General features: G+C 61.5%; 27 protein-coding genes and 2 pseudogenes. 12 read left to right on the top strand and 17 right to left on the bottom strand.

Annotation, left to right across the window (positions count from 1 at the left end; translation table 11 throughout):
- Nucleotides 1-99 precede the first annotated feature (99 nt).
- The 3 genes and pseudogenes from DBP26_RS05750 to DBP26_RS27240 form a co-directional block, all read right to left on the bottom strand.
- A pseudogene (locus tag DBP26_RS05750) lies at nucleotides 100-282 on the bottom strand (ABC transporter substrate-binding protein); the annotation flags it as partial.
- 64 nt (nucleotides 283-346) lie between these two features.
- Nucleotides 347-1,119 (bottom strand): annotated as a pseudogene (locus DBP26_RS05755) (ABC transporter ATP-binding protein); the annotation flags it as partial.
- On the bottom strand, nucleotides 1,116-1,238 hold the full coding sequence (locus tag DBP26_RS27240) for a hypothetical protein (protein ID WP_256600737.1): 123 nt from the start codon (nucleotides 1,236-1,238) through the stop codon (nucleotides 1,116-1,118). The gene DBP26_RS27240 and the pseudogene DBP26_RS05755, both read right to left, overlap by 4 nt.
- Before the next feature lie 350 nt (nucleotides 1,239-1,588).
- Between DBP26_RS27240 and DBP26_RS05760 the strand changes: the two genes are divergently transcribed.
- Nucleotides 1,589-2,344: an alpha/beta hydrolase gene (locus DBP26_RS05760; protein WP_218565091.1), complete on the top strand. Its 756-nt coding sequence runs from the start codon at nucleotides 1,589-1,591 to the stop codon at nucleotides 2,342-2,344.
- 185 nt (nucleotides 2,345-2,529) lie between these two features.
- Here DBP26_RS05760 and DBP26_RS27045 read toward each other — a convergent pair whose 3' ends face one another.
- Nucleotides 2,530-3,186: a LysR family transcriptional regulator gene (locus DBP26_RS27045; RefSeq protein ID WP_256600620.1), complete on the bottom strand. Its 657-nt coding sequence runs from the start codon at nucleotides 3,184-3,186 to the stop codon at nucleotides 2,530-2,532.
- A 138-nt stretch (nucleotides 3,187-3,324) separates the two neighbouring features.
- On the opposite strand from DBP26_RS27045, the gene DBP26_RS05770 reads away from it, so the two are divergent.
- The 3 genes from DBP26_RS05770 (at nucleotide 3,325) to DBP26_RS05780 (ending at nucleotide 7,336) form a co-directional block, all read left to right on the top strand.
- Nucleotides 3,325-4,629 carry an integrase gene (locus DBP26_RS05770; RefSeq protein ID WP_108236546.1) on the top strand — a complete coding sequence of 435 codons (1,305 nt, stop codon included), beginning with the start codon at nucleotides 3,325-3,327 and terminating at the stop codon, nucleotides 4,627-4,629.
- A 155-nt stretch (nucleotides 4,630-4,784) separates the two neighbouring features.
- On the top strand, nucleotides 4,785-6,161 hold the full coding sequence (locus DBP26_RS05775; protein WP_108236545.1) for a cystathionine beta-synthase: 1,377 nt from the start codon (nucleotides 4,785-4,787) through the stop codon (nucleotides 6,159-6,161).
- Nucleotides 6,158-7,336, top strand: coding sequence for a cystathionine gamma-synthase (locus tag DBP26_RS05780; RefSeq protein WP_108236544.1), 1,179 nt, complete (start codon nucleotides 6,158-6,160; stop codon nucleotides 7,334-7,336). The genes DBP26_RS05775 and DBP26_RS05780 overlap by 4 nt, the downstream gene beginning before the upstream one ends.
- A 219-nt stretch (nucleotides 7,337-7,555) precedes the next feature.
- On the opposite strand, the gene DBP26_RS05785 is transcribed toward DBP26_RS05780, so the two are convergent.
- From DBP26_RS05785 to DBP26_RS05810, 6 genes are all read right to left on the bottom strand, one after another.
- On the bottom strand, nucleotides 7,556-8,104 hold the full coding sequence (locus DBP26_RS05785) for a cupin domain-containing protein (protein WP_108236543.1): 549 nt from the start codon (nucleotides 8,102-8,104) through the stop codon (nucleotides 7,556-7,558).
- Nucleotides 8,105-8,507: 403 nt separating this feature from the next.
- Complete coding sequence (locus tag DBP26_RS05790) at nucleotides 8,508-9,248, bottom strand: amino acid ABC transporter ATP-binding protein (protein WP_108236542.1); 741 nt, start codon at nucleotides 9,246-9,248, stop codon at nucleotides 8,508-8,510.
- Complete coding sequence (gene argH / locus DBP26_RS05795) at nucleotides 9,245-10,747, bottom strand: argininosuccinate lyase (protein WP_108236541.1); 1,503 nt, start codon at nucleotides 10,745-10,747, stop codon at nucleotides 9,245-9,247. Before argH ends, DBP26_RS05790 begins: the two co-directional genes overlap by 4 nt.
- An 11-nt stretch (nucleotides 10,748-10,758) precedes the next feature.
- Nucleotides 10,759-11,436 (bottom strand): amino acid ABC transporter permease, encoded by a 678-nt coding sequence (locus DBP26_RS05800; RefSeq protein ID WP_108236540.1) that lies wholly within the window; start codon nucleotides 11,434-11,436, stop codon nucleotides 10,759-10,761.
- A gap of 8 nt (nucleotides 11,437-11,444) precedes the next feature.
- Nucleotides 11,445-12,107 carry an amino acid ABC transporter permease gene (locus DBP26_RS05805; protein ID WP_108236539.1) on the bottom strand — a complete coding sequence of 221 codons (663 nt, stop codon included), beginning with the start codon at nucleotides 12,105-12,107 and terminating at the stop codon, nucleotides 11,445-11,447.
- 12 nt (nucleotides 12,108-12,119) lie between these two features.
- Nucleotides 12,120-12,965 carry a transporter substrate-binding domain-containing protein gene (locus tag DBP26_RS05810; RefSeq protein WP_108236538.1) on the bottom strand — a complete coding sequence of 282 codons (846 nt, stop codon included), beginning with the start codon at nucleotides 12,963-12,965 and terminating at the stop codon, nucleotides 12,120-12,122.
- 212 nt (nucleotides 12,966-13,177) lie between these two features.
- On the opposite strand from DBP26_RS05810, the gene DBP26_RS05815 reads away from it, so the two are divergent.
- Nucleotides 13,178-14,083 carry a LysR substrate-binding domain-containing protein gene (locus tag DBP26_RS05815; RefSeq protein WP_108236537.1) on the top strand — a complete coding sequence of 302 codons (906 nt, stop codon included), beginning with the start codon at nucleotides 13,178-13,180 and terminating at the stop codon, nucleotides 14,081-14,083.
- 27 nt (nucleotides 14,084-14,110) lie between these two features.
- On the opposite strand, the gene DBP26_RS05820 is transcribed toward DBP26_RS05815, so the two are convergent.
- Nucleotides 14,111-15,232, bottom strand: coding sequence for a DUF1615 domain-containing protein (locus tag DBP26_RS05820; protein WP_256600616.1), 1,122 nt, complete (start codon nucleotides 15,230-15,232; stop codon nucleotides 14,111-14,113).
- 255 nt (nucleotides 15,233-15,487) lie between these two features.
- Between DBP26_RS05820 and DBP26_RS05825 the strand changes: the two genes are divergently transcribed.
- The 3 genes from DBP26_RS05825 (at nucleotide 15,488) to DBP26_RS05835 (ending at nucleotide 18,339) form a co-directional block, all read left to right on the top strand.
- Nucleotides 15,488-16,132, top strand: a complete 645-nt coding sequence (locus DBP26_RS05825; RefSeq protein ID WP_108236536.1) for an HAD-IA family hydrolase — start codon at nucleotides 15,488-15,490, stop codon at nucleotides 16,130-16,132.
- A 126-nt stretch (nucleotides 16,133-16,258) separates the two neighbouring features.
- The gene (locus DBP26_RS05830; RefSeq protein WP_108236535.1) at nucleotides 16,259-17,479 is read left to right on the top strand and encodes a putative DNA modification/repair radical SAM protein; all 1,221 of its coding nucleotides are present in this window, start codon (nucleotides 16,259-16,261) and stop codon (nucleotides 17,477-17,479) included.
- A complete protein-coding gene (locus DBP26_RS05835; RefSeq protein ID WP_108236534.1) occupies nucleotides 17,476-18,339 on the top strand; it encodes a TIGR03915 family putative DNA repair protein in 864 nt (287 codons plus the stop codon). Before DBP26_RS05830 ends, DBP26_RS05835 begins: the two co-directional genes overlap by 4 nt.
- Nucleotides 18,340-18,352: 13 nt before the next feature.
- Here DBP26_RS05835 and DBP26_RS05840 read toward each other — a convergent pair whose 3' ends face one another.
- The 3 genes from DBP26_RS05840 to DBP26_RS05850 form a co-directional block, all read right to left on the bottom strand.
- On the bottom strand, nucleotides 18,353-19,393 hold the full coding sequence (locus tag DBP26_RS05840) for a dienelactone hydrolase (RefSeq protein WP_108236533.1): 1,041 nt from the start codon (nucleotides 19,391-19,393) through the stop codon (nucleotides 18,353-18,355).
- 409 nt (nucleotides 19,394-19,802) lie between these two features.
- Complete coding sequence (locus DBP26_RS05845) at nucleotides 19,803-20,408, bottom strand: FMN-dependent NADH-azoreductase (RefSeq protein ID WP_108236532.1); 606 nt, start codon at nucleotides 20,406-20,408, stop codon at nucleotides 19,803-19,805.
- A gap of 213 nt (nucleotides 20,409-20,621) precedes the next feature.
- A complete protein-coding gene (locus DBP26_RS05850) occupies nucleotides 20,622-20,777 on the bottom strand; it encodes a DUF2256 domain-containing protein (protein WP_108236531.1) in 156 nt (51 codons plus the stop codon).
- A gap of 87 nt (nucleotides 20,778-20,864) precedes the next feature.
- On the opposite strand from DBP26_RS05850, the gene DBP26_RS05855 reads away from it, so the two are divergent.
- Both DBP26_RS05855 and DBP26_RS05860 read left to right on the top strand, forming a co-directional pair.
- Complete coding sequence (locus DBP26_RS05855; RefSeq protein ID WP_108236757.1) at nucleotides 20,865-21,824, top strand: LysR substrate-binding domain-containing protein; 960 nt, start codon at nucleotides 20,865-20,867, stop codon at nucleotides 21,822-21,824.
- Nucleotides 21,825-21,846: 22 nt separating this feature from the next.
- Nucleotides 21,847-22,191 carry an MmcQ/YjbR family DNA-binding protein gene (locus DBP26_RS05860; protein WP_108236530.1) on the top strand — a complete coding sequence of 115 codons (345 nt, stop codon included), beginning with the start codon at nucleotides 21,847-21,849 and terminating at the stop codon, nucleotides 22,189-22,191.
- 16 nt (nucleotides 22,192-22,207) lie between these two features.
- Here DBP26_RS05860 and DBP26_RS05865 read toward each other — a convergent pair whose 3' ends face one another.
- Together DBP26_RS05865 and DBP26_RS05870 are read right to left on the bottom strand one after the other, a co-directional pair.
- Entirely contained in the window at nucleotides 22,208-22,642 is a 435-nt protein-coding gene (locus tag DBP26_RS05865) for a DUF1294 domain-containing protein (RefSeq protein WP_108236529.1), read from the bottom strand.
- A 4-nt stretch (nucleotides 22,643-22,646) separates the two neighbouring features.
- Nucleotides 22,647-23,477, bottom strand: coding sequence for an undecaprenyl-diphosphate phosphatase (locus DBP26_RS05870; protein WP_108236756.1), 831 nt, complete (start codon nucleotides 23,475-23,477; stop codon nucleotides 22,647-22,649).
- A 279-nt stretch (nucleotides 23,478-23,756) separates the two neighbouring features.
- On the opposite strand from DBP26_RS05870, the gene pnuC reads away from it, so the two are divergent.
- Nucleotides 23,757-24,320 carry a nicotinamide riboside transporter PnuC gene (pnuC, locus tag DBP26_RS05875; RefSeq protein WP_108236528.1) on the top strand — a complete coding sequence of 188 codons (564 nt, stop codon included), beginning with the start codon at nucleotides 23,757-23,759 and terminating at the stop codon, nucleotides 24,318-24,320.
- A gap of 6 nt (nucleotides 24,321-24,326) precedes the next feature.
- Entirely contained in the window at nucleotides 24,327-24,854 is a 528-nt protein-coding gene (locus DBP26_RS05880; protein ID WP_108236527.1) for an AAA family ATPase, read from the top strand.
- A gap of 58 nt (nucleotides 24,855-24,912) precedes the next feature.
- Here the strand turns inward: DBP26_RS05880 and DBP26_RS05885 are convergent, their stop codons facing one another.
- Nucleotides 24,913-26,232: a sigma-54 dependent transcriptional regulator gene (locus DBP26_RS05885; RefSeq protein ID WP_108236526.1), complete on the bottom strand. Its 1,320-nt coding sequence runs from the start codon at nucleotides 26,230-26,232 to the stop codon at nucleotides 24,913-24,915.
- Nucleotides 26,233-26,384 lie beyond the last annotated feature (152 nt).

The following is a 26,384-nucleotide window of genomic DNA, read 5'->3' on the forward strand; positions in this document are numbered from 1 at the left end:
CGGGAACACCGGCTCGCCCAGATTGAGCATCAGACGGTTGGCCCATGCGAAAATGGAAATGGCGTGTATCAGGTCGAGGATCTGCCCATCGTCCAGACCCTTGCGCACGCGCACGTCATGCAGCGGGTTTTCGGCCAGCGGCTTGCCAGCGTTGTCACGGATGAATTCGTTCGGCCCCTCGCGGAAGCTTGGCTGAATGATCAGCGCGCGCAGCCACTGATAGGCAAAGACGTTGACGTTGGGCGTCTTGCGCAGACGCTCGACGTCGGTCGGCGAGACCTTGGCCTGCACCGATTCCAACGTGCGTGTGCCACCGGCGTAGGACGCCACGCTGCCCGGCACATTAAGGGTGCTGGGGGCGGTCGAGCACCGCGTCCACCGGACCTTGCTCGACGATACGTCCGGCGTACATCACTGCCACATCATCTGCCAGGCCCGCGACGACCGACAGGTCGTGGGTAATCCAGATCAGCGAAGTGCCTCGCTCGCGTACCAGTTTCTGCACTTCGCTGAGGATTTGCGCCTGGATGGTCACGTCCAGTGCCGTGGTGGGCTCGTCGGCGATGATCAAATCCGGCGAGTGCAACAAGGCGATGGCGATCGCCACACGCTGGCGCATCCCGCCCGACAGCTGATGAGGATAGGCGCGCAGACGTTCCTCCGGGCTCGGAATGCCCATCGCCGCCAGGGTCCGAGCAGCGAGCTGCCGAGCCTCGCGCTTGTTCAACGCCCGTGCGCACGCACGGCTTCGATCATTTGCGTGTCAACCCTCAGCACCGGGTTGAGGGTCATCATCGGGTCCTGGAAGATCATGGCGATGCGGTTGCCCTGCAGCTCACGCAATTGGGCCGGTGCAAGGCCAATGAGGTCGCGGCCCTTGAACAGCACTTGCCCGTCGCTGATGCGCCCGGGCGCATCCACCAACCCCAGGATCGAAAATCCGGTCACCGACTTGCCCGAACCGGACTCCCCCACCAGCCCCAGCACGCGGCCGGGCTGCACGCGCAGCGATACGTCACGCACGGCCGGCAGCAGGCCAGCGCGGGTATGAAAGGTGGTGCACAGGTTGCGCACCTCGAGGGTCGGCGGCGTCACGTTCGAGGATTCCAACAGGCTCATCGCTGCAACCTCGGGTTCAGAACGTCGCGCAGCCGGTCACCGACCAGGTTGATCGCGACGATGGTGATCAGCAATGCCAGCCTCGGCAAGAGGCTGATCCAGAACTCGCTGTTGAGCATGTCTTACCACCATCCGTTTATCGGGGTTAGATTCGGGATAGTTGCGAATGACCACATGACCATCGGCGTTAACTTTAAGCCCATAAAAAGTCAGGAATTTCTAGTTCCGATTGTCGCTCCCATTTCGTCGAGCGTGGGCTGTCTCGGCGCTGCCGATGGGACATTTCGGGCAGATTCTTTTAGTGGGTGAAGGAATAGTTCGATTTGGCAAGCGTCATAGGTGGGTATGCTGAAATTCAGCAGCCATGCGTATATCGATCGCCATCTGCAGGTGATCGACATGATTATTTCAAGCGGCTGACTTTGTCTCCGCGACCCTTATTCAACCTGCCCAAATGGTGGAGAAATTTATGTTTAAGAAGCTTGCTGTTTCCCTAAGTTGCATCGTTGCTGCGCTGTGCGCGAGTGGTGCGGTCTATGCCAAACCGGTGAACAACATTGTGTTGGTTCATGGTGCGTACGCCGACGGCTCTGGTTGGAAAGCCGTCAGCGATATCCTCACCAAGGACGGGTATCAAGTCAGTATTGTTCAGGAGCCAGAGACTTCGCTCGAGGACGATGCCGCGGCAACTCGACGCATAATCGCTCTTCAAGATGGCCCAGTCATTCTTGTTGGCCATAGTTATGGCGGTATTGTAATTAGCGATGCGGGTAATGATCAGAAGGTGCAGGGTTTGGTTTATGTCGCTGCCCTGATGCCGGATGCAGGCGAATCTATTCCTAGTTTGGTCAAAAGCAAACCATTGGCAACCAACAATGTTATCCCGATTGGTAATGGCTTTCAGATCCTGAATCCTAAGTCTTTTGCTCAGGACTTCGCAGCCGATCTGCCGCCAGAGCAAGCAGCGTTTATGGCAAAGTCTCAGGTTCCGATTGCTGCCAAAGCGCTTAACACATCCATCACACAGGCAGCATGGCATAGCAAGCCCAGCTGGTATGCTGTTGCAACAGAGGACCACAAAATCAATCCCGATTTGGAGCGATATATGGCCGCCCGAGCGGGGAGCAAAACCGTAGAGATAAAGGGTAGCCACGCGGTCTACGTCTCCCAGCCCCAAGCAGTGGCTAAGCTCATCGAAGAAGCGGCGAACGGTAGCAGCAAATAGTTTCGCGTGTAATTCGAAAGCCTGCTGTGCGCTGAGTACTCAGTGCGCAGCATCCAGATCACTGCAGAAAGATGAGCCGATGAAGCAGATGACCGTTGCCGATGCTTTACGCCGGCAAGCGCAAAACCGTTGGCGATCAGCAGGCCCAGTGAAGGCTCGGTGACCGGCACGCTAAGGCCGAGGAACTAGAGCGTCGCCTCGAGTGTGATCGCCCGGGCAATCTCCGATGATTGCCACCTCCAGCACGGGCATCGGCTGATCGACCACGGGAATGTCTGTTCGGCCAGGACTGCCAGCGAGAGCACCTCGTGGCGATCCAAGGCCGAGTCCGCCGGCAGCACTGCCACGCAAGGCGCCTCGCCGATCCAGTGGATATCGAGGCCACGGTGCTCGAGTGGCAGGCTCACGGCACCCAGGTCCATGGTTTTGCAAAGCACGGCCTGCACCACGTTTTCCGGCGACATGCTCTGCAGTTGGATCTGCTGCGGATGCAGGGTCGCCGGCAAGCGTGCCAGGGCGGCGGGCAACAAACCGGCAGCCAGCGCCGAGATGGCCACCAGCTTGATGTGATGATTTTCCTCTTGAGTGATCGATTGCGCCCGCTGGCGGATGTTGCGGATGCCCAGCAAGGCGCTTTCGACCTCGCCGTACATCATGAACGCCTTCTGTGTCGGCGTGACCTTCGGGCCGCTGCGTTCGAACAGGGCAAACTCCAGCTCTTGCTCGAGTTCCTGAATCACCCGCGTCACCGAGGGCTGGGATCGACCCAGCATCTTTCCCGCCGCCGTCACACTGCCGGCCGACATCACGGCCGCAAAGGCTTCCAGTTGACGCAGATCCATACGCTCGCCTGACACATGTCAAATCGAATGACGGAGCGTAAAGCACCCGGCACAGCGGCGAAAGTCTAAACCGCGCCTTGCGTGTCGCGTCCGCGCGCGAGAACATGGGCGCCCTGTTCTCGCTCTGCCTCCGGCCCCATGCCCGCGCCTTCCCATCCGCATCCGCTGTTTGAAACCTATGCCCGCTTCGGCGAACTCAACTTCAGTTCGCTCAAAGCAGAACTGCCCGCCATCACCGATTACCTGGCGGCGTTTCCCCCCGACCAGCAGGCCGTCGAAGGCTATCGCGCCGTGCGCAGCTTCTTGAAGTCATACGCTGGCAACGAATCGACCTTCAACGCCTACCGCACCCACGTCGAGCGCTTGCTGCTGTGGACGATGATCAAGGCGCGCATCCCCTTGCTCGAACTGCGCCGTACCCACGCCGAGGATTTTCTGGAGTTCTGTCTCGCGCCGGATCCGGCGTGGGTCGGCCCGGTGGTCAAATCCCGTTTCAACCGGATCGGTGCGCGCAAGAAGACTGCCACCGACACCTATGTGCTCAACCCTCAATGGCGGCCATTCAGCCAGTCTGCGTCCAAGGAAGAGCGCAAACGGGCCAAAGAAGAGAACCGCGCGCTGATCCAGGAACACTACAAGCCCGCTCAGGGGTCCATCGCGCAGATTTTCGCGGTGTGTGGCAGCTTCTTTCAGCACGCCATCGATGAGGGCTTCTGCGAGCACAACCCTTTCCGCGCGGTCAAGCAGAAAAGCAAGTACAAACAACGCACCACCGGCGATCAGGACACGCGCATCCTGACTTCACTGCAATGGGATTTCGTGCTCGAGACAGCTGAGCAAATGGCCGCTCAAGACCCTGTACACGAACGGACGCTGTTCATCGTGGCGACTATCTTCGCCATGTATCTGCGCGTGTCGGACCTGGTGGGCCGGGACAACTGGACCCCGACCATGGGCGACCTGCGCCAGGATGGCGCGGGGAATTGGTGGTACCACGTGGTCGGCAAAGGCAACAAGGCCGGGAAGATCAGCGTACGGGACGACTACGTCGAGCACTACCTCAAGCGCTGGCGCGTGCACCAGGGGCTGTCGCCGTTGCCGGGGTTCCGGGAGGCCACGCCATTGATCGCCACCCATCGCGGTCGGGCCGGCCTGTCTGACCGGCACATTCGGGTGTTGCTGCAGGCGGTGTTCGACCGCGCACTGGAACGCATGCTCGCCGAAGGCTGGTCGGACGAAGACGTGAGCCGGTTGCGCGCGGCATCGCTGCACTGGCTGCGCCACACGTCGGCCACCTTCGATGCGCCGCACCGCGACATGAAGGACCTTCAGGTCGACCTGCGCCACAACAGCCTCAGCACCACGCAGAACGTGTACTACAACTCGGAAGATGAAAAACGCGCCTACTCGATCAAGCGCCTGCCCATGAAAGAACGCACCTGAGGCCTGTCGGAAAGTCTAGCGGGTCGCGAGGCCATGGTCGGTGTTGCGCCCCCTGCCCCGCTGCGACGTGTTTCGCCGCTTACGTGCACCCTCGCGGTGCACATTCTGATCGCGGTGCTGTCCATCCTGTATCTCTCAGTGCGTGAGGTCTTGTCATGTCAGCCATTTCCCGCCCCGCCGTCCTCGAATTGATCGGCAACACGCCTCTGGTTCGCGTCAGCCGGATCGATACGGGCCTGTGCACCCTGTTTCTCAAGCTCGAATCCCAGAACCCTGGCGGATCGATCAAGGACCGTGTGGGCCTGGCGATGATCGACGCTGCGGAGCGCGACGGTCGTCTCAAATCCGGCGGCACCATCGTTGAAGCGACAGCGGGCAATACCGGCCTCGGCCTGGCACTGGTCGGCCGTGCCAAGGGTTACCGCGTGGTGCTGGTGGTGCCGGACAAGATGTCCACGGAAAAGGTGCTGCACCTCAAGGCCATGGGGGCCGAAGTCCACATCACTCGGTCCGATGTCGGCAAAGGCCATCCTGAGTATTATCAGGACGTCGCTGCCCGGCTGGCGAAGGACATTCCAGACGCATTTTTTGCCGACCAGTTCAACAACCCGGCCAACCCCCTGGCGCACGAAACCAGCACCGCGCCGGAGATCTGGGCACAGACCCAGCATGACCTGGACGCCATTGTCGTTGGGGTCGGCTCCGCAGGCACGCTCACCGGGCTGACGCGTTTCTTCAAACGCGTGCAACCGGACCTGGAAATGGTACTCGCCGATCCCGAGGGCTCGGTGGTGGCGGAATACAGCCGCAGCCGGACGCTGCCCACCCCCGGCTCCTGGGCCGTGGAGGGCATCGGCGAAGACTTCATCCCCTCCTTCACCGACCTGTCCAGGGTGGGGCATGCCTACTCCATCAGCGATGAGGACAGCTTCGAACACGCCCGGCAATTGCTGCGCAGCGAAGGCATTCTGGGAGGCTCCTCCACCGGAACCCTGCTGGCGGCCGCCTTGCGCTACTGTCGCGAACAGACCACGCCGAAGCGGGTGGTCAGCTTCGTCTGTGACACCGGCACGCGCTATTTGTCGAAGGTCTACAATGACCAATGGATGACCGACCAAGGCTTGCTGCAGCGCAGGAAATACGGCGACTTGCGCGATTTGATCGCCCGCCGCTTCGAGGATGGGCGGGTCATCAGCGTCGGGCCGGACGATACCCTGCTCACCGCCTTTCAGCGCATGCGCCTGGCAGACGTCTCGCAATTGCCGGTACTGGTCGATGGGCAGCGGCTGGCCGGGGTGATCGATGAATCCGATATCCTGCTCGGCATGCATCAGGACCCGGCACACTTCCGCACGGCCGTGGCGGATGCGATGACCGACAAGCTGGAAACCCTGCCGCCCGAGGCGAGCCTGGCCCGTCTTCAGGACATTCTGGACCGGGGCCTGGTGGCCATTGTCGCCGACGCCACTGGCTTTCACGGCCTGATTACCCGGGTCGACTTGCTCAACCACCTGCGGAGATCCCTCCCATGACTCAGCACGACGATACTCATCCGTCCCATGGCTTCGCCACGCGGGTCATCCATGCGGGCCAGACGCCGGACCCGACGACCGGCGCATTGATGCCGCCGATCTACGCCAACTCCACTTACCTGCAAGACAGCCCGGGTGTTCACAAGGGTTTCGATTACGGGCGTTCCCACAACCCCACCCGATTCGCGCTCGAGCGCTGCGTCGCCGACCTGGAGGGCGGCACTCAAGCATTTGCCTTTGCGTCGGGGCTGGCAGCCATTTCATCGGTGCTCGAATTGCTGGACGCCGGCGCCCATGTGCTGTCCGGTGATGACCTCTACGGCGGCACGTTCCGCCTCTTTGACAAAGTCCGCAAACGCAGCGCCGGCCATCGCTTCAGCTTCGTCGACATGACGGACCTCGGCGCATTCGAGGCGGGCCTTCAGGACGATACCCGGATGATCTGGGTCGAAACGCCGAGCAATCCGCTGCTGCGTCTTACCGACCTGGCCGCCATCGCACGGATATGCCGTGACCGGGACATCCTCTGCGTCGCCGACAACACCTTCGCCAGCCCGTGGATTCAGAATCCTTTGGCCCTGGGCTTCGACATTGTCGTGCACTCCACCACCAAGTACCTCAACGGCCATTCGGACGTCATCGGCGGCATTGCGGTGGTTGGAGAAAACCCGGAACTCGCGGAGCGGCTGGGCTTCCTGCAGAACTCGGTCGGTTCGATCGCCGGTCCTTTCGACGCGTTTCTGACAGTGCGCGGGGTGAAAACCCTGGCGCTGCGCATGGAACGGCATTGCAGCAACGCGTTGGCCATCGCGCAGTGGTTGGAACGCCAACCTCAGGTGGCGAAGGTCTACTACCCCGGCCTGCCCTCGCACCCTCAGCACGCCTTGGCGTCTCGGCAGATGCGCGGGTTTGGCGGGATGATTTCCCTGGATCTGAACACTGACCTGGCCGGCACCCGACGTTTTCTGGAACGTGTCGAACTGTTTGCCCTCGCCGAAAGCCTCGGCGGTGTCGAAAGCCTGATCGAACACCCGGCGATCATGACCCATGCCAGCATTCCGCCGGAAAACCGCGCAAGGTTGGGCATCGGCGATTCGCTGGTGAGGTTGTCGGTGGGCATCGAAGACGTCGGCGACCTGCGGGCGGATTTGGCTCAGGCGCTGGAGGCGGTCTGATGGGATGGTTCCCGGCAAGGGGCTAGCCGCTATTGTTTCGCGATACGCAACACTGTCTTGCCGAAACAGAGGTGGCCGAGATTCAGATAGGTTGCTAACGTTTTACTTGTCAAATCCGCCGATTTGATGGATGTCCCTTCAAGCCGCGACCCCGTCCGAGATAACGGGCTTGCGGCTTTTTTATTGCCCGCACGCCCATGGCGCACGCAGCGCCTTCGGTCAGAAGTTAGCCGGTGTGTTGGCGCTGATGATTTCCGCTTCGTCCTGACCGATGTTACGGAAGCTGTGGGGCAAGGTCGTCGGGAAGTAGTAGCCATCACCCGGATTGAGGATGCTGATCTGGCCGTCCACCGTCAGCTCGATGGTGCCACGGGTGACCAGCCCGCACTCCTCGCCCTGGGCATGCACGATGGGCTCATCGCCGGAACTGGCACCGGGTGCATATTGCTCGCGCAACATACGCATCTGACGACCGGGCAGCGAGGCGCCGATCAGCAGCATGCGCAATCCGTCACGCCCCAGGTCTGGTTGTTCCCCGGCCCGGAATATGTGTCGCTGATCCTGAGGCGGCTGATCGAAGGAAAAGAAGTCAGCCAAGGTCATGGGAAACCCTTCCAGCAATTTTTTCAGCGAACTGACCGAGGGGCTGACGCGATTCAATTCGATCAGAGAAATGGTGCCATTGGCGACACCGCTGCGCCTGGCCAGCTCCCGCTGGGACATCTTGTAACTTTCCCGCACTAGCTTGAGTCGTGACCCCGTATCCATGACTGCCCTTTGTGAAATGAGGGATCGAGGGCGTTGACGCAGGCCGCATGCTGCGTGCGCCGCCGTCCTCGGTTTGAGTAGCGGTGATTAGAGCACGTTTGTGCGCACTCACCTATACGGCCAGGCGACACATCGGCACGGCACCGCGCGGGCGCGTCACTGGGCGATACGCCTTCCTCGCGAAAACACGTTAGCCCGCCGAACACCCCTTCCCGAAGGCCGGTCGTGGTTCGAACCAATGACCGTTCGTCGCTCATTTTTAAATAGGAATCAGTTATAAATGGGTTTTCACAAACCTTTCACGTCTCAGGGTTCAGTCTGTACCTACTCCTTTTGATCCTCTTTAAGCCCGTCTTCCCCAGCGGGCTTTTTTCTGCCTGGCGTCCGGGCCTCAGTCTCTTGGTCAATGCAGCACACTCTGCAAGAACTGCCGAGTGCGAGGATGCTCCGGAGCACCGAAAACCTTGGCCGGTGGCCCCATTTCGACGATCTTGCCGCCGTCGAAGAACACCACCCGGTCCGCCACCTCCCTGGCAAACCCCATCTCGTGGGTGACCACGACCATGGTCATGCCTTCGGCGGCCAGCCCTTTCATCACACTCAGCACCTCGCCCACGGTTTCCGGGTCAAGGGCCGAGGTTGGCTCATCGAACAGCAACAGGCGCGGCTTCATTGCCAGTGCACGGACGATCGCCACCCGCTGTTGTTGCCCGCCCGAGAGTTCGCTGGGATATCCGTCGGCCTTGTGTTTGAGCCCCACGCGGTCAAGCAGGGCCAGTGCGGCGGCTCGAGCGTCGGCCTTGCTGACCCCCTTGACCTTGACCGGGGCGAGAATCATGTTGGCCATTACCGTCAGGTGCGGGAACAGCGTGTAGTCCTGAAATACCATGCCGATGTCTTCGCGCAATCGCGCCATGGCCTTGCGGTCGTCGGCCCGTACCGACTCCCCGCCGCCGACCACTACGCTGCCCGCCGATGGCTCCTCCAGGCTGTTCAGGCAGCGGATGAACGTCGATTTTCCCGAGCCGCTGGGGCCGATGATCACCACGACTTCGCCTTGTGCCACGTCAAGGTCGACACCCTTGACGACCTCCACGGACCCAAAGTGCTTGTGCAGGCCGCGCACCGTCAGCATCTTGTTCATAGGCCGGCCTGCGCGCGGGTGGCCGCCTGGAGTTTTTCCTGGGCAGCGGTCAGACGGTCACGCCTGGCCTGATTGGCCTGACGCTCTTGCTGCAAGCGCGCATTGGCCCGGGCCAGGCTCGGACGCAACGAAGACAGCGCTGGCCCCCCCGCCGAGGCGCGGGACTGCACGTTGGCGGTCGGGTCCAGGCACTCCCGCACTTTGTCGGTAGCCAGATTCAGGGCATGGCCCACCTGGTCACGGGCGCAGACGTCGATCATTTCACTGTCGATACGGTGGGCCGGCAAGCCGGCGTCCATTGCCATGCGCACGGCGGCACCGACGATATGGTGCGCTTCGCGGAACGACAGATCGGCCTCACGCACGATCAGGTCCGCCAGCCCCGTGGCGGTCGAGAAGTCCTCCCCCGCTCGCTGCTTGGCCAATGCCACATTGGGCGTTGCGGTCCGCAGGACCAGCTCGAGCAGCTTCAGGCAGCGCAGGCTCTCCTCAGCCGCCTCCCAGAACCCGCGAGTACTCTCCCGGTTGCCATCGCCCGTGTGGGAGAAATTGCTGCCTTTGACGGTGACGCTGGCGGCCATCAACAGCCCGACGATATGCCCGGTGCGCCCCTTGAGGTACTCCAGCACGGTGGGGTTTTTCTTCTGCGGCATGATGCTGGAGGTCGCGGCCACGCTGTCCGGGAAATCGATCAGGCCGAACTCATGGGTGCTCCACACGAAGTAGTCCTGCGCCACGCGGCTCCAGAACACCGAGAGCAGGCTCAGGTGCGACAGGCTTTCGAGGATGAAATCCCGCGAGCCGACGGCGTCCAGCGCGTTGTCCAGGTAGCCGTCGAAGCCTAGCAACTCGGCCGTGCGCGCCCGGTCCACATCGAAGGGCGTACCGGCGAATGCCGCCGCACCCAGCGGGCTCTGGTTCATCGTCTCCAGGGTCTGGGTCAGGCGTTTACAATCCCGCTCCAGCGCTTGCTCGACCGCCGACAGGTAATAGCCGTAGGTGATGGGCTGCGCGGGCTGCAAATGGGTATAGCCGGGCATCACCACCTCGGCGAAGACTTCGGCATTGTTCAGCGCGGTCTGCCGCGTCTGGATCAGCACGTCGATCAACGCCAGCAGCACGTCCCGGCAACGCAGCCGATCGAGGGTGGCGAGAATGTCATTGCGGCTGCGACCGGTGTGCAGGCGCCCGCCGACGTCAGCGCCGATCTGCTCGATCAGGTGCGCTTCGTAATTGAAATAGGCGTCCTCGCGGGAGGGGTCGAGTGTCACCACGCCAGGGCCGGCGGCCTCCATGTCGAGGACCCCCTTGGCCAGCGCCGTGGCGTGTTCGTGGCGGATAAGACCCTGCTCGGCGAGCATCACGATGTGCGCCTTGTTGACGTTGCCCAGGTTGAGGAAGCCATCGGCGAACCCCTCCAGCCGCGGTCGGTAGATGTACTCGTTGACTTCGGGCGCGGTGGTTTCTTTCAAGCGACGACTGACTTTGGATGCTTGCATGATCATATCCTTTAACGAGTGGTGCGCATCGCCGGGCGACCCAGGCGACGTTCGAGATAACGGCTGAGCCAACTCAGCAATGAGCAGATGACGAAGTACACCAGCAGCACCGCGCCGTAGACAGCGAACGCGGGGCTGACGCCGGTCATGACGGTGGAGCGCTCGACGATGATCTGGCCAACCTTGAGGAACTCGCTCACGCCCACCAGCGCGCCCAGCGAGGTGGCCTGCACCAGCATCGTCAGCAGCCCGGTGTAGGCCGGTAGAATCGCCTTCATCGACTGCGGCGCGATGACATGCCAATAGATCTGCCACGGGCGCAGGCCAAGGGTCCATGCGCTCTTCCATTGGTGCCGGTTGACCGACTCCAGGCCGCCTCGGACGATCTCGATGCCATTGGCGCTGCCCCACAGCGTCAACCCAGTGACCACAGCCGCGAACGGGCTCAGGTCGAGGCCTAGCATCGGCGCACCGAAAAAGATGAAGAACACGTTGACGATCAGCGGGATCGAGCGGAACAGCTCGACGTAGCCATGTATCGTCCACCACAGCACCCGGTTCTTGAGGGTGGCGAGCACTCCGAATACCGTCGAGATCAGCGTGGTGAATAACAGGATCACCAGCGCCAGGCGGAGCGTCATCCACAAGCCCTTGAGCACGAAGCCCCAGTTTTCGATCAGAAAATTCATCGAAGGCCTCAGTGCCGGAATGGCCGTTGCAAGTGAGCCGACAGGCGCCCGGTCAGCAAAGACAGGATCGCCACCAGAAGCAGGTACATCGCACAGATCGCACTGAACATTTCGATGGCGCGAAAATCCGTGGCAATGCGGTCAACCGCCACGAAGGTGAGCTCGGCCAAGCCTATCGCTTGCAGATAGGACGAGTTTTTCAGCAGTGAAATGGACGTATTGAGCACCGCTGGCAGGCTGGTTCGGACGGCAATGGGCAAGGCCACCAGATAGAAGTACTGATGGGTTTTCAGGCTCAAGGCCATACTCGCCTCACGCATCTTGTGCTCCACCGTCGACAGGCCGCCGCGCATGTTTTCCACTTGGTAAGCCCCCGCCCACAGGGATAGACACAGCACACCCGACCAGAACAGCGACAGCTCCAAGCCGATCGCGGGCAGGCCGTAGAAAATGAAAAACAGTTGCACCAGAATCGGCGTGTTGCGGATCAGCTCGACGTACAGCACCACCATCTGAGCGAGCCCGGGAATGCGGAAGGCGCGGGCCGCGCCTCCCAGAATCCCGATCAGCAGCGAGAAGGCGATGGCCAGCAGCGAGACCTTCAGCGTCATCAGCACGCCATCGAGCAAGGCTGGCCATTGCGCCACCAGGTAGTTGAAATCGAAATCCATGACGACGCCCGATCAGAGTTTTTCTTCAGGCTTGGCCTGTTCGAAGACGCTCAGGTAGTAGCTCTGAATGTTCTGCGGGACGTACTGTTGAACCCAGCCCCGAAAGAGTTTCTCTTCGTGCATTCTGGCGACCGCGGCGCTGAGGTAATCGCGCCAAGCCTCATCGTTCTTGCGCACCCCGATCGCGGCATCGGATATCTGGAACGGTTCATTGAGCAGGCGCGCGTCGCCATCGTTGGCAGCGACGACCACCAGCGTGGCGGCGTCGTGGGTGTAGGCGTCGGCCCGCCCCTGCCGGAACGTCTGCAGCGCATCGGCCGCACTGTTCATGCGCAGGGTTTTGACGCCCGGCATATGGTCCTCGAACCACTTGGCCTGAACCGAGCCTTTGAGCGTCGCCAGGGTTTTGCCGTCGAGGTCCTTGATCGAGTGAATCGGGCTGTCTTTCTTCACCACCACATCGCTGGCGCCCCAGCGATACGGCGTGGTGAAGTCAATGACCCGCTGACGTTCAGGGGTAACGCCTAGCGTCGCAATGAGAAAATCGACTTTGCGACCGAGCAGTTGCGGTACACGGTTTTCAGCGGTCACGCAGGTAAAGGTCACTTTGTCCTTGGAGCCCAGCGCCCACAGCGCGATCTGCCTGGACATTTCCACTTCCACACCGGCGAACTCGCCGTTGCCGTTCTGGAAGCCATAAGGCGGCTGGTCACACCGTACACCGGCGCGCAGCTGACCGGCTTCTTTGACCTCATCAGGCACCGGCGGCAGTTCGGTCGCCTGGACCTGAGCCAGCCCCGCCAGCGAAACCCATGAAACAGCCACGACACGAACGAGAAATTTTGACGCAAACGACATATTGCCTCCTGGTTGGCTAGTCGCGCGGCGCCATGGAAAGGCGTCGAGCGACGATTTCAAGGGCAGACTTAATACGCACCATGCAGCGCATCGGCGCTGGGGCATCGCGTCCATCTGCGCGGACTGTCGATGTCGAAAACAGTTATAAAGCCTCTGGATCATGCCAACAAATGACAATACATTGGTCATCCATACCAAATTGATATGCCCCCATGAACTTCAAACAAGTGGAAGCCTTCCGCGCCGTGATGCTGAGTGGTTCGATGACCGCCGCTGCCGAGTCGCTGCACACTTCGCAACCCAACATCAGTCGGCTCATCGCACAGCTGGAACGCGGCAGCGGGTTCAAGCTGTTCGAACGCGTGGGAGGACGCCTGCTGCCCACGGACGAAGGCGCAGCGTTATTTGCTGATGTGGAACGGGCCTTCATCGGGCTGCAAAGCCTCGAGAGGTCGGCGCAGAACATCCGCCGGGGCGGTACCGGTCAACTGCGGATCGCGGCGGTGCCGTCTTTGTCATTGACGCTATTGCCGGAGGTGATCCGACGATTTCGTGAGGAAAACCCGGACGCCGCCATCTCGATTCACACCAATGATTCGCCGATGGTCGCCCACTGGGCCGCCTCGCAGTTCTGCCATGTGGGGCTTGCGTCTTATGTAGGGGACGATATGCCAGGCGTGCGTACGCGCAAAATCTGCGATGTACCGGGGGTGTGCGTCTTTCCCAAGGGGCATCGGCTGGCGGCACTGACGACCGTCAGACCCGAAGACGTCTACGGTGAGGAGTTCATTTCCCTGTCGCAAAACGACGGTGCCCGCGCCCGGGTGGACCGTGTGTTCGCCGATGAGAAGGAATACCGCAAGCTGAACCTGGAAACGCCCTATGCGGCGACAGTGTGTTCATTGGTGGCGCTGGGGCTGGGCGTGAGCATCGTCAGCCCAATGGTCGCGCGGGAGTACCTGCACTTAGGTGTCGAGACCCGACCGTTCGAGCCGCAGATTCGCTTTTCAACCTATTTGCTGCTGCCCGAAGATCGACCGCAAAGCCTGCTCAGCCAGCGTTTCAGCGTGTTGATCGAGCACATGCTCACCGAGGCAAGCAAGGCGTGGGAGGTGTGATGGCGTTTTTCACCCGCGGGGCGTTCGTCACTTCAATCGGCCAGAGGCACGGCCCATGCAGCGCACACGGCGCTCTTCGACACGCTGCGCGAACCTGGCGGTCGTCAGCTTGCGAGTGATTTTCGGGCTCTCCAGCACAATGCCCGGCAGAATCGCCCGAGGCAGCGGTTTGCCCGCGGCTTTGTCGGCCAGCGCGAAGACCTGGCGATAGAGGTCTGTGTTTTCGAAGTCGGCCGTATCGCCCTTCTCCAACGCACTGCGAATGGTGGTGTTGCGCATGCCCAACTGGGCGTGCAGGCTGCGCACGGCCAGTTCCGTCTGCCCGAGGGATGGGCCGAAGCCATAGCTGATCAGGTCGCCGTCCAAGGCCAGGCGCTTACCGGAAAGCCGGGCCACGGCACTTTGAAACGCCGCGTTGCGGCTGGCGTACCATCCGGCGTTGAAGTCCGCGAACCGGTAGATCGGTCTGTCATAACTCACCGGGTACCCCAGCAAGTGCGCGATGCCGAAATACATCCCACCGCGGCGCGAGAACACCTCGTGGCGGATGGAACCCTCCACCGGGTACGGATAGTCCCGCGCCTGGCGCTCGGCGAATTCGATGCTCACTTGCATGGGCCCGGCGGTGTGCATCGGGTTGAAGGTGCCGAACAATGTCTTGCCCAGCGGCACCATGCCAATGAAATCCTCAAAGATGGCGCTCAAATCCTTTTCCGTGCGCGCTGCGGCGAGGCGCTCGTTATAGGTTTTGCCGGTGGGAGAGCGGATGTCCAGCGCGCTGCGGACGAGCAAGTTGGGAATGTGCGCCTTGCCCGCACGACGGTCGATTTCAGCCCGGGCGATACCCCCCATTCCCGGCACCGCAGGATCGACCTGAAAATTGGATTCCTGCTCGGTCACCGCCACCACCGAACACAGGTGTTCAACGCTCGGCGCAATGCCCTGGGACTCGAACGCCGTATAGATGTCGGTCGCCCAGCCCTGGCGATCGGCTACGGACGGCGGCAGAAGTCGCACGATCTCGCTGCGCACCAGATCCGGTGGCGGTGGTAGCGTCTGCTGTCGGGGCGTGCTGCAAGCGGCGAGCAGCGTCATCAGCGTCAGGCCGGTCAGCGTGCGGATGAGGCTGGGACAGAGGTTCGAAAGCATAAGAACTCGACATTCAAAGTGTGCAATGGCGTGTTGGACCACAGCGACACGCCAGTGACTCATCGCTCAGCCCAGTCTGCTGTCGATCGCGCGGCGCAACCTCGTTGTCCCTGAAACCCGGCCGATCGCTGGGCCTGCCACCTCTCAAGCCCAGTCGAATCCACTCGACCGCAGGTCGGTCTGCGCCCTCTCCCGCCAACTTTTCGGGATAATGCCGGTCCAACCGCCCCGAACACGAGCACGGGAGAATCCTGTTTGAACATCGCTGGCGTCATATTCGACTGCGACGGCACCCTGGTGGACAGCGAACGACTGGCCGCCGGATTGTTGCGCGATATCCTGCAAGAACACCAGGTCACGTTGACCGTCGATGAGGTACTGGCGCGTTTCCGCGGGGTGCAGTTCGCGCTGTGCATGGAGGGCTTGTGTCGGGATTATCCCGGATTGCCGAACATCGAAATCGTCAACAGCTTCCGCGCGCGCACGCTGCCGTTGCTGCAGGAAAAGCTGGAAGAGATGCCGGGCGCCGTCGAGTTCGTGCGCGGGCTATCCCTGCCCAAGTGCGTGGCATCGAACGGCCCGCGCAGCAAGATCGAAACCTGCCTGAGCACCGTCGGCCTGCTGGATGTGTTCCATGGCTTGATTGTCAGCGCGTATGAAGTGGAGGCCTGGAAACCTTCGCCGGTACTCATCGAGCATGCGGCGGACCTGCTGGGGCTCAAACCCGATGAATGCCTGCTGGTCGAAGACAGCATCCCCGGCGTTCAGGCTGGGCTGAGCGCAGGTGCGCAAGTCGCCGGCTACGGCGAGACGGACTTCTCCGAGTTCGTCGAGCATGCCAATTTCCATCCGGTGAAAACTTTCGGCGAGTTGAAAGTGCTGGTGCAGCGCATCAGTTGACGCGGGCATCGTCTCGCGTACAGCGAGCTCGTGTCATCGGACGTGCGGCAGGGTTTTCCAGGCCTCGCGCCTTGCCTGAGCAGATCGGACTCTATACTGTATATAAAAACAGTGAAGAGAGCGGTCATGCAGCTGATCGATAAGTTGAGCATCCTCGCCGACGCGGCCAAGTACGACGCGTCCTGCGCCAGCAGCGCCGCGCCCAAACGCAGTTCGGAAGGCAAATCCGGTATCGGCTCCAGCACCGGCATGGGCATCTGTCACAGCTATACGCCGGATGGCCGCTGCGTGTCGCTGCTGAAAATCCTGCTGACCAACTTCTGCCTGTATGACTGCCAATACTGCGTCAACCGCCGCTCCAGCGACGTGCCCCGCGCACGCTTCAGCCCGGAAGAGGTGGTGACCCTGACCCTCGATTTCTACCGCCGCAACTGCGTCAGCGGCCTGTTTCTCAGCTCCGGCATCATTCGCTCGGCGGACTACACCATGGAGCAACTGGTGCGGGTCGCGAAACTGCTGCGCGAGGAACATGAATTCCGCGGCTACATCCACCTCAAGACCATTCCTGAAGCCGATTCCGCCTTGATCGAGGAAGCCGGTCGCTACGCCGATCGCCTGAGCGTCAATATCGAGTTGCCTACCCAGGTCGGCTTGCAGACACTGGCGCCGGAAAAGGAAATGGGCTCGATCAAACAGGCCATGAAGACGATCCACACCGGCCAACAGACCGTGCTCAACGAGCCCAGGGCCCCACGGTTCACACCGGCCGGGCAGAGCACGCAGATGATCGTCGGCGCCGATGAAACCGATGACAGCACCCTGCTGCACACCGCCGAGTCGCTGTATGGCGATTACCGCCTCAAGCGTGTTTATTACTCGGCGTTCAGCCCGATTCCCAACAGCCCGAAAAGCGTGCCGCTCGCCGCCCCCCCTCTGCTGCGCGAACATCGTCTTTACCAGGCTGACTTTCTGCTGCGCGGCTATGGCTACAGCGCCAATGAAATTTTGCCGGGGCCGGGCCACCTGGCGCTGGACATCGACCCGAAACTGGCTTGGGCGCTGGAACACCGTGACGCCTTCCCGCTGGACCTCAACCGCGCCGAACCCGCAATGATCGCGCGCATCCCCGGCATCGGCATACGGACCACTCAACGCCTCGTGGAACTGCGGCGGCAGCGGCGGATTCGCTATGAAGACTTGACCCGGCTGCGCTGCGTGTTGTCGAAAGCCCGGCCTTTCATCATCACCAGCGACTACCATCCTCGGCAGGCAGAAAGCTCCAGCGTGCTGCTGCGCGAGCAACTGCGCGACAAGCCTCAACCCCAACAGATGGCGCTGTGGGCATGATCATTCTCGACTGCGACGACCTCTTCGAGACCTGGCGCCAGCAGGCCCGCTGGCTGTTAAGCCACCAGATCAACCCGGACCAGGTCACTTGGCGCGTGCCGGAAGACGCTGATCTGTTCTCCAGCGATCACGCTGTCCCGGACCAGATGGGCCCTTTTCAGGCCAAGGTGCCCTTGGCACTGCTGGAGCTGCTGCAAAATGCCGCCCAATACTGCGGAGAGCAGCGTTGGACGCTGTTGTACGAAGTGCTGTGGCGCGTGAGCCATGGTGATCGCACGGCCATGCTTGCGGGAGACAAGCTGGGCAGCGAATTGCATCGTCGCTTGAAACGGGTCAGCCGCGAGGCCCATCATCTGCATGCGTTTCTGCGCTTCATTGCCCTGCCCGCCGACCCCAATCCCAAAGACCTTTCGGTGAAAGCCGCCCTGCTGGACATGCAGACGCTCCCGGAATTCGTGGCCTGGCACGAACCGGCGCACGATATTTTGCGCACCGCAAGCGAGCACTTCATCGGTCGGCTGGGGCGCCACCGCTGGATGATCGCGACCCCCAATGACGGTGTGTTCTACGACGGGCAACAGCTCGTTCATAAACGCCGCTGCCCGGAAGCGTGGAAAGCGCTGGCGCGCAATGCCGATGACCCCCATGGCGAACTGTGGCTCACCTACTACAGCCACATCTTCAATCCCGCGCGGCTCAACCCCAAGGTCATGCAGGGCCATTTGCCGGCGCGGTTCTGGAAAAACCTGCCTGAAGGCCCATTGATCCCCGCGTTGATCAGCGAGGCGCGGACCGGCAAGCAGCGGGATGGCCAGGCCCGGCAGATTGCCGAGCGGCGAGGCAAGGTGATTCGCCGGTAGCGTCGAGGAGGTGCTATTGCTGATGCACAGCGGTCTGCATGCCCGCCGTGCTGATCGGGCCGCCCAGCGCGGAGCCAAAGAACTGCACCGCCTCGTTGCTCAGGGTGCGATGAATGTCTTCGCGATCCACCCCCGTGGCATCCGTGCACAGGCCCGGTGTCGTCGCGCGTTGCATGTCGTCACAGGGCGCCATGAACACGAAATGCCCGGCGCCAGCCAACAATTTGAAGTCTCTGACTTCGGGCAGCTTGCGCGCCAACGCTTCGGCGTTCTTGTCGATGGCCAACAATTCATCGCCATCGCCGCTGTACAACAGCACGGGCACATGCACGTCTGCCAGCGTGTGACGACCAAACATCAGCCCCAATGGCGCCATCAGCATCAGTGCGCCCACGCGCGGATCAGCCTGGGCATGCAGGTCATCACGGTCGGCCAGCAGCTCACCCTGAGTCTTGCAGGCATCGATGTCTTGGGGCCGCTGCATGCAGTAATTGCGCAAGCGCTGAAGGTCCGGTTGCGCCCCGGCGAGAATCAGCGCCGTCTCGCCACCGGCCGAATAGCCAATGACGCCGACGCGTCGAGCGCTGATATAGGGTGAAAGCATGGGATCGAGTAACGCCGCGCTGATGGCCTCGGAAACCTGCAACGGGCGGCCATACAGGTTGCTGAGGCTGCCCAGGCGGCTGTGATCCAGGTAATTGTCCCCGGGATGGAACACGGCGACGACGACGAAGCCGCGCCGTGCGAGGGACGTGGCGATGTCATGCTGAGCCAGTGGCGTGCCGGTGTTGCCATGGGACAGCATCAATAGCGGAAACCGGCCCATGGCGACCGTGGCATCTTCTGTCGCTTCGATGGGGTAGCCTTGAACGCGGGTGACCTTGTCCGGATCGGTAGAAGGGTAAAACGCATAGGCGTGCATGGGCCGGGAATCCAGCGGATCGATGAACGTCAGTTCGTGAAATCCCACATTCCAGTTCTGCCGTTCGCTGGCTTGCACTGAAAGCAGGCCGCTCAACAGGCTGATCACCACCATTGCACAAAGACGCATCATCGCAATGCCCCTCACCCTTCCGATCCTTGCCTGCTCACTCAGTCCCTGATGGCCTGAGCGCCTTGTAAACCGCTGCCTGTAGCCATCTGACACAGGCACGCAGATAACATTCACTGCGATTTACCAAAGGTCAGTGCACAAGACGGGCCAACCGCGAATACGGTGCGGGCCGTTACCCTCATTCCTTCGGTTACGGCGTTTTCGGCGACCACTTTACTGCCATCTCGGCAGGTTACTCGCAAAGAAACCGCAAAGGCTGTCCGGTGGCTGAACGCCGCTCGATCTGCGGGCGGAAAACGCGAAAGCCCCGCCGCCGGCAGGCACAGAGCCTTGGGCGGAGGGGCTTTCGAGCGTGTCACGCGCTGGGGTCGGGCCTGCCGACCCTCAACCTCAATGGCGGGGCGACAGGTCAGGCGAACAGGGTTTCAGCGATGTGCTTTTGCGCCGCGCTGATGGCGTTGGCGCGAGGTTCGTCACCGTAAGCCAGGCCATGGGCGAAGACGAACTGCAGGTCGGTCACGCCGATGAAGCCGAACAGCACTTTCAACAGGTCCTCATGGCCGACGCTGGTCGGCTGGCCCTGATGCAAGCCGCCAGCCGTCGAAACGATGATCACCTGCTTGCCTTTGCACAGGCCTTCGGGGCCTGCTTCGGTGTAGCGGAAGGTGCGCCCGGCCACGGTGATGCGGTCGATCCAGGCTTTCAACTGGCTTGGGATGGTGAAGTTGTACATGGGCGCGCCGATCACCACCACGTCCGAGGACAGGAATTCCTCAAGGGTGGCTTCGTTGGTTTGCACTTCCAACTGCTGGGCGGCGTCGCGGCCTTCGACCGGGGTGCCCGCCGCGGCCAGGGTCGCTGCGGAAAAGTGGCTCAACGCATCGCTGGCCAGATCGCGGTACACCACTTCGGTGCCCGGCTGCGTCGCTACGAACGACTGCACCACGCTGCGGCTCAACTGGCGCGACGCCGAGTGATCGCCAAGGATGCTGGAATCGATGTGCAAAAGTTTCATAAAAGGCCTCCCAAATGAGAATCGCGCGGGGCGATCAGATGGGAATCATCCTACCTTGCAATCCAATCCTTGATTAGTCAGCGAAAATGCGATGGTTCGTTCTACCAATAGAACAATCGTGGATTCAGAGGCACCGGTGGTGTTTCCCGCAAGCCGCAGCCATCGCGCAATGATGAGTGATGAAAGCAGCCCAACTGGCCCCGTGGACCGCCCTCAGCTGGCGTTGCCCGTTGACGAACCTTGCCTTGCGCGTCGGCATCGTTCAGAGCAATATTTCACGTCGTCCCAACACCGGGCCCACTTCTTGCGCCACGTAAACGGCAGGCCACAGACCTTGCACTGTTTGATCGGAAGGTCAGCCTTCTTCACGATGATGTCTCCTTGCACGTGCCCTGACTGGCTTGCGGTGGACCGGTGACTCAACCCGACGCTCATCGCAGCCGACGTGCGGTGATGATGTCACCCCCGCCCAACCGACGGAATCAAAAGCACGTGCCCACTGGCGACCCCAGAAACCTCAACGATTTGTTTTATTTTGCCAAAGTGGTCGAGGCTGGCGGCTTCGCAGCGGCCGGTCGCCTGCTCGGAATACCCAAGTCCAGGCTGTCCCGTCGTATCGCCGAACTGGAAGAACGTCTGGACACGCGGCTGATCCAGCGCACCACCCGCAAGCTGCAACTCACAACCCTGGGTGAACGTTATTTGCGGCACTGCCAGGCGATGCTGATCGAAGCGGATCTGGCCGATGAGATGGTGGCGAGCGCCGCCAGCGTGCCGAGAGGGCCCCTGCGCGTGAGCAGCCCGGTGGGGTTGACCAGCCAACTGCTGACCCCAGTGGTGCAAGCCTTCCTTCAGCAGTACCCGCAAGTGCAGTTGGACCTGTTGCTGGTCAACCGCCGCGTGGACCTGATCAATGAGGGCATCGATGTCGCGCTCAGGGTGCGCGAGGCCGACGACGAAGAACCCAACCTGATCACCCGGCGCCTGCGGGAAGCGCAGACCGAGGTGGTGGCCGCGCCCCATTTCGCCGCAGGGCGCTCATTGACTCACCCGCGGGAGTTGCTGGACCTGCCGTTCCTCGGCGCCCTCGATCCCGATCGGCTGTCACGGACGCGGCTGTTTAACGCGAGCGGTGAGCGGTTCGACCTGGCGATGCCGGCAAGGCTGGGGGTCGAAGACTTCACCATGCGTAAACAGGCGGCGTTGGCGGGATTGGGCTTCACGGTGTTGCCCATGATGTATTGCGAAGCGGAACTGGCCGAAGGGACGCTGGTGCGCCTGCTTCCGCAGTGGCACTGCCCTCCCGCCTGGTTACAGGCGGTCTATCCTCACAGGCGAGGCGTCTTGCCTGCAGTGCGCGCCTGGCTCGAACACCTCACCCATGCCTTCGACCAATGCGCGGGGCGGCCTATTTGAAAACCCTGTCTTGAAAACCCCTATGAAGATTGAAGAAGTTGCACACTTTTGCCTGTCGCTGCCCGGCGCCAGGGAAGATTACAAATGGGGCGGTGTGCGCGTCTTTTCCATCGCCGAGACCAAAATGTTCGCGGTGATGGGGCTGGCCGGGGACGATCTGTCCTTTAAGGTCGCGCCGGAAGGCTTTCTCGGCTACGTCGACCGCCCCGGTATCCGCCCTGCCCCTTACCTGGCCCGAGCGCACTGGATCACCCTCAGGGTGCCGCTGGCCATGGGCGACGAGGAATTGCGCGATGCGCTCGTACGTTCGCACCAGTTGGTGGTGAGCCGGCTGCCGAAGAAACGCCAGGCAGCCCTCAAGCTCTGATTGCCCGGCAAACGACTCAATAGAAGTGCCGTGCGAGAAAGTTGCCGCCGGCCAGCACCTGATCGGCCCACAGCAGTTCATGCATCAGCACGATCAGCCAGAACACCCACTGAAAACTGAACTTGCGTGTCTTGTGGCGAAACACTTGTTGCGCCACCAGCGCGCCCGGCCAGCCGCCCAGAAGCTCGACGCTGTGCAACCACTTTTCGGCGATGCGGTGCCCCTGGCGGCGGGCCTGTTGCTTGTCGTAGCCGTACAGTCCGAACGCCAGCAGGCTCATCAACGGGTAGATGCCCAGAACCCACCCATGGCCGCCATGCAGACCGTAGGCGACCATGCCATAGCCTGGCAAGGCGCACAGGCCGACCAGCATCAGCAGCTTGAATTTGAGAAACCGTACTGGGCGTTTCTCGGCATGGCTGTCGCGGGTGGGCTTGATGGGCTGATTCATCGGCTTACACCTGCACGCTGGACCAGTCGACCCAGCCGAATGCCCACGTCGCCAGAATCAACAGGCCGAACGCGATGCGGTACCAGGCAAAGACCGCATAACTGTGGGTGGCGATGAACTTGAGCAGCCCTCGCACCGCAATCATCGCGAAGACGAATGAGGTAATGAACCCCAGCGCGAACACTGCGAAATCGCCCGGTTGAAACAATGCGTGGTACTTGTAGCCCGAATAGACCGATGCCGCGACCATGGTCGGCATCGCCAGGAAGAACGAGAACTCGGTGGCCGCTTTGCGCGACAGGCCGAACAACAGGCCGCCGATGATGGTCGAGCCTGAACGCGACGTCCCGGGGATCATGGCCAGGCACTGGGCGAAGCCCACTTTCAGGGCTTCGACCCACGTCATGTCGTCGACGGTCTCGGCGCGTATCTCATGCTCCCGGCGCTCGGCCCACAGCATGACGAAACCGCCGATGACCAGTGCCGCCGCCACGGTGATCGGGTTGAACAGGTATTCGTGGATCAGATCCGAAAACAGCATGCCCAACACCACGGCGGGCAACACACCGATGATCAGGTTGAACGTGAAGCGCCTGGCCTGGGGCTGAGTGGTCAGCCCGCTGGCGACATCCAGAATCTTGTGCCTGAACGCCCACATCACGGCGAGGATCGCCCCCAACTGGATGATGATGTTGAACGCCATCGCACGTTCTCCACCGAAGCCGATGAGGTCGGCCACGATGATTTGGTGGCCCGTGCTGGAGATCGGCAAAAACTCCGTCAACCCTTCGACGACACCGAGTATCAACGCCTGTGCGGCGGTCCAAAAATCCATCATTCCCCCAAATGGAGCCCGCTCATGGCAAGGCTCTCTTGATATGTTTCGAGCACTGTTCGGCGCACGATAAACCGGTTGATGTAAAAAACGCATGAACAGTCAAGACAGCACCTCCCGCCCGCAGGCGCGGCGATCCTACCAGACCTCCGGGACAATCGCTCTAGCCTCGCTCGAACCCCACGGCGCCTTGATGAGCTTTCCCGAGCACCGCTCACCACAACCGCCAACAAAGCGCTTACAATCCCCGCCCCTTGCGCAACGACCTCAGGAGCTTCCATGTCCGGGCTTGAATTGTTCGCCGCTGCACTCGGCGTCATCGCCGTCTGGCTGACGGTCAAACAAAACCCCTGGTGCTGGCCGATTGGCCTGGTGATGGTGCTGCTTTACGTCTGGATCTTTTTCGACGTGAAGCTCTACTCCGACATGCTCTTGCAGGTTGTCTATGCCGTGTTGCAGCTGTATGGCTGGTGGCAGTGGACCCGGCGCGGCGAACGCAGAGACGTGCGCCAAGTCACCTCGCTGGGCGGCGGCCCCCTGGCGATGAGCCTGGCCATCGGCGCCATCGTGAGCCTGGCGCTGGGGGCCGCGATGGCGCATTTCACCGACGCCGCGCAGCCCTGGCTGGATGCCGCGTTGACCGGCTTCAGCCTGGTCGCCCAGGTGTGGATGGCCCAGAAACGTGTGCAATGCTGGCCGCTTTGGATTGTGCTCGACGTCATTTTTGTAGGGCTCTTCCTTTATAAAGCGCTGTACCTGACAGCGGGCTTGTATGCTTTGTTCACGCTGCTGGCGGTCCAGGGTTGGCGTGAGTGGCGCGCAGACCCTGCGCTGGCACGCTGATCCACGATGAAAGTTCTGGTATTGGCAGGTCCGGAATCCAGCGGCAAAAGCTGGCTGGCCGAGCAGATTCAACAGCGCTTCGGCGGTGTGCTGGTGGGCGAATACGTGCGCGACTTCATTGACGAGCACCAACGAGACACCTGCTATGCCGACATTCCAGCCATCGCTCGCGGGCAATTGGCGCGAGAAGATGCCGCCCGGTCGGGCGCACCGTCACTCCTGACACTCGATACCCATCTGCTGAGCAACCTGTTGTGGAGCCAGACACTGTTCGGCGACTGCCCGCCATGGCTGGAAACCGAACTGCTCGCCCGGCGCTATGACTTGCACTTGCTGTTGTCACCGGACGGCGTCGATTGGGTGAGCGACGGGCAGCGATGCCAGCCGTTGCTCTCCGAGCGTCGAGCGTTCTTCCGCGCGAGCCAGAGCTGGCTGGAACGGCATCATCAGCGGTTCGAGGTGATCGACGGAAGTTGGAGCTACCGCAGGGATCGAGCGTTTGCGGCAGTGGAACGATTGCTGAATCAAGCGTGAAGCCATTGGCCAGCGTCCGAAGGGCCGGGGGGCACTCGGCAAGGCCGCGTAACGGTGATTATCGGATCTGATGCTTGTGCAACAACCGGTAGAACGTCGGCCGCGAGATGCCGAGCACCTTGGCCGCGACACTCAGGTTATCGCTGTGGCGGGTCAGCACGTCGCACAGCGCCTGTCGCTCCGCGCGGCTTTTGTACTCGTCCAGCGTGCCCATGCTCGAACTGATTTCCTCTTCACCGAGCAGCCCGAGATCGAACGCTTCGATCTGACGGCCTTCGGCGAGTACCAGGCCTCGACGCACGCGATTTTCCAGCTCGCGGACATTCCCCGGCCAGTCGTGCTTGCCCATAGCGACCAGCGCGTCTTGACTGAAGTTGCGCGGGCGTCGCCCGGTTTCCTGGCTGTAAAGATGCGCAAAATGATTGGCCAGCAAGGCCAGGTCGCCGTGCCGCTCACGGAGGGGCGCAGTCCCCACCTGCAAGACGTTCAGACGGTAATACAAGTCTTCGCGAAACCGCTTCTTGCGTATCGCCGACTCGAGATCGATATGGGTCGCCGCCAGGATCCGCACATCCACCAGCACCCGGCCCCCGGCGGTTTCGATATACCGGTCCTGCAGGAAGCGCAGCAGCCTGGCCTGCACGTCCAGGGGCATTTCCCCCAGCTCATCGAGAAACAACGTGCCACCGTCAGCGGCTTCGATACGCCCCGGTTTGCGCGGCGAACCACCGGGGTGGGTGTCACCTTCTTCACCAAACAATTCGACATCGAGCTGATGTTCGGGAATGGCACTGCAGTTGACTGAAACGAATGGCTGATCGCTCCGTTGCGACTGTTCGTGCAGCATGTGCGCCACCAACGCCTTGCCGGTGCCCGTCTCGCCCCGGATGAGCACTGGCGATTCGGTTGGGGCCAGCTTGGAAAGCAAACGACGCAACTCGCGAACGGGCCGACTCTCACCCAGCATCTGGTGCTCCGCTGCTGCGCTGTACCCAGCCCCCTGCGCACGCAGGCGGGCCATGCCGTATGCGCGCCCAAGCGTGACCTGCACCCGCGCGACATCGAACGGTAAGGTGTGGAAGTCGAAGAACCATTCGCAAACGAAGTCGCCAATGGACTCCCGACGCAGGTCGTCAGCGGTCAGCACCGCGATCCATTCGGTCTGGCTGCGGGTGATGAGATCCTTGATGCGCTGTGGCTGATCGAAATGCTGAGGCAGCAGACGAATGAGGCCAACGTCACACGGATGAGACAGCGCCTCATCCAACCCGCAGGTGTCGACTTCCCATCCCGCGATGCGCAGGCCAGGAATCAGACGCAAACAGTCTTCGCAGGGTTCGACGATCAGCAGGCGACGGACAGAGGCCAGTTCATGCATACGGGTTTCCTTGGCGCCGGAGGGCAACGGGATTTGCACACAGAAAACACATTTAGAAACAGTGTCTTGGCGAGGCTGATTGTTACATTAGCAAATATTTGACACGCGCTTGGACCGATTCACTATAAGCCTCAGATCGAAACGTGCTTAAC

The sequence above is a fragment of the Pseudomonas sp. RIT409 genome, from assembly GCF_003052515.2.
Taxonomy (GTDB): domain Bacteria; phylum Pseudomonadota; class Gammaproteobacteria; order Pseudomonadales; family Pseudomonadaceae; genus Aquipseudomonas.

What these genes read in the sequence shown, in the direction of transcription:
- DBP26_RS05830 (WP_108236535.1), top strand. Translation starts at nt 16,259, where the DNA reads ATGCAGCTGATCGATAAGTTGAGCATCCTCGCCGACGCGGCCAAGTAC.
- DBP26_RS05855 (WP_108236757.1), top strand. Translation starts at nt 20,865, where the DNA reads ATGTCACCCCCGCCCAACCGACGGAATCAAAAGCACGTGCCCACTGGC.
- DBP26_RS27045 (WP_256600620.1), bottom strand. Translation starts at nt 3,186, where the DNA reads ATGGATCTGCGTCAACTGGAAGCCTTTGCGGCCGTGATGTCGGCCGGC.
- DBP26_RS05845 (WP_108236532.1), bottom strand. Translation starts at nt 20,408, where the DNA reads ATGAAACTTTTGCACATCGATTCCAGCATCCTTGGCGATCACTCGGCG.
- DBP26_RS05880 (WP_108236527.1), top strand. Translation starts at nt 24,327, where the DNA reads ATGAAAGTTCTGGTATTGGCAGGTCCGGAATCCAGCGGCAAAAGCTGG.
- DBP26_RS05870 (WP_108236756.1), bottom strand. Translation starts at nt 23,477, where the DNA reads ATGGATTTTTGGACCGCCGCACAGGCGTTGATACTCGGTGTCGTCGAA.
- argH (WP_108236541.1), bottom strand. Translation starts at nt 10,747, where the DNA reads ATGCAAGCATCCAAAGTCAGTCGTCGCTTGAAAGAAACCACCGCGCCC.
- DBP26_RS05815 (WP_108236537.1), top strand. Translation starts at nt 13,178, where the DNA reads ATGAACTTCAAACAAGTGGAAGCCTTCCGCGCCGTGATGCTGAGTGGT.
- DBP26_RS05810 (WP_108236538.1), bottom strand. Translation starts at nt 12,965, where the DNA reads ATGTCGTTTGCGTCAAAATTTCTCGTTCGTGTCGTGGCTGTTTCATGG.
- DBP26_RS05800 (WP_108236540.1), bottom strand. Translation starts at nt 11,436, where the DNA reads ATGAATTTTCTGATCGAAAACTGGGGCTTCGTGCTCAAGGGCTTGTGG.
- DBP26_RS05865 (WP_108236529.1), bottom strand. Translation starts at nt 22,642, where the DNA reads ATGAATCAGCCCATCAAGCCCACCCGCGACAGCCATGCCGAGAAACGC.
- DBP26_RS05805 (WP_108236539.1), bottom strand. Translation starts at nt 12,107, where the DNA reads ATGGATTTCGATTTCAACTACCTGGTGGCGCAATGGCCAGCCTTGCTC.
- DBP26_RS05885 (WP_108236526.1), bottom strand. Translation starts at nt 26,232, where the DNA reads ATGCATGAACTGGCCTCTGTCCGTCGCCTGCTGATCGTCGAACCCTGC.
- DBP26_RS27240 (WP_256600737.1), bottom strand. Translation starts at nt 1,238, where the DNA reads ATGCTCAACAGCGAGTTCTGGATCAGCCTCTTGCCGAGGCTGGCATTG.
- DBP26_RS05835 (WP_108236534.1), top strand. Translation starts at nt 17,476, where the DNA reads ATGATCATTCTCGACTGCGACGACCTCTTCGAGACCTGGCGCCAGCAG.
- DBP26_RS05760 (WP_218565091.1), top strand. Translation starts at nt 1,589, where the DNA reads ATGTTTAAGAAGCTTGCTGTTTCCCTAAGTTGCATCGTTGCTGCGCTG.
- DBP26_RS05860 (WP_108236530.1), top strand. Translation starts at nt 21,847, where the DNA reads ATGAAGATTGAAGAAGTTGCACACTTTTGCCTGTCGCTGCCCGGCGCC.
- DBP26_RS05790 (WP_108236542.1), bottom strand. Translation starts at nt 9,248, where the DNA reads ATGAACAAGATGCTGACGGTGCGCGGCCTGCACAAGCACTTTGGGTCC.
- DBP26_RS05785 (WP_108236543.1), bottom strand. Translation starts at nt 8,104, where the DNA reads ATGGATACGGGGTCACGACTCAAGCTAGTGCGGGAAAGTTACAAGATG.
- DBP26_RS05770 (WP_108236546.1), top strand. Translation starts at nt 3,325, where the DNA reads ATGCCCGCGCCTTCCCATCCGCATCCGCTGTTTGAAACCTATGCCCGC.
- DBP26_RS05775 (WP_108236545.1), top strand. Translation starts at nt 4,785, where the DNA reads ATGTCAGCCATTTCCCGCCCCGCCGTCCTCGAATTGATCGGCAACACG.
- pnuC (WP_108236528.1), top strand. Translation starts at nt 23,757, where the DNA reads ATGTCCGGGCTTGAATTGTTCGCCGCTGCACTCGGCGTCATCGCCGTC.
- DBP26_RS05780 (WP_108236544.1), top strand. Translation starts at nt 6,158, where the DNA reads ATGACTCAGCACGACGATACTCATCCGTCCCATGGCTTCGCCACGCGG.
- DBP26_RS05820 (WP_256600616.1), bottom strand. Translation starts at nt 15,232, where the DNA reads ATGCTTTCGAACCTCTGTCCCAGCCTCATCCGCACGCTGACCGGCCTG.
- DBP26_RS05840 (WP_108236533.1), bottom strand. Translation starts at nt 19,393, where the DNA reads ATGATGCGTCTTTGTGCAATGGTGGTGATCAGCCTGTTGAGCGGCCTG.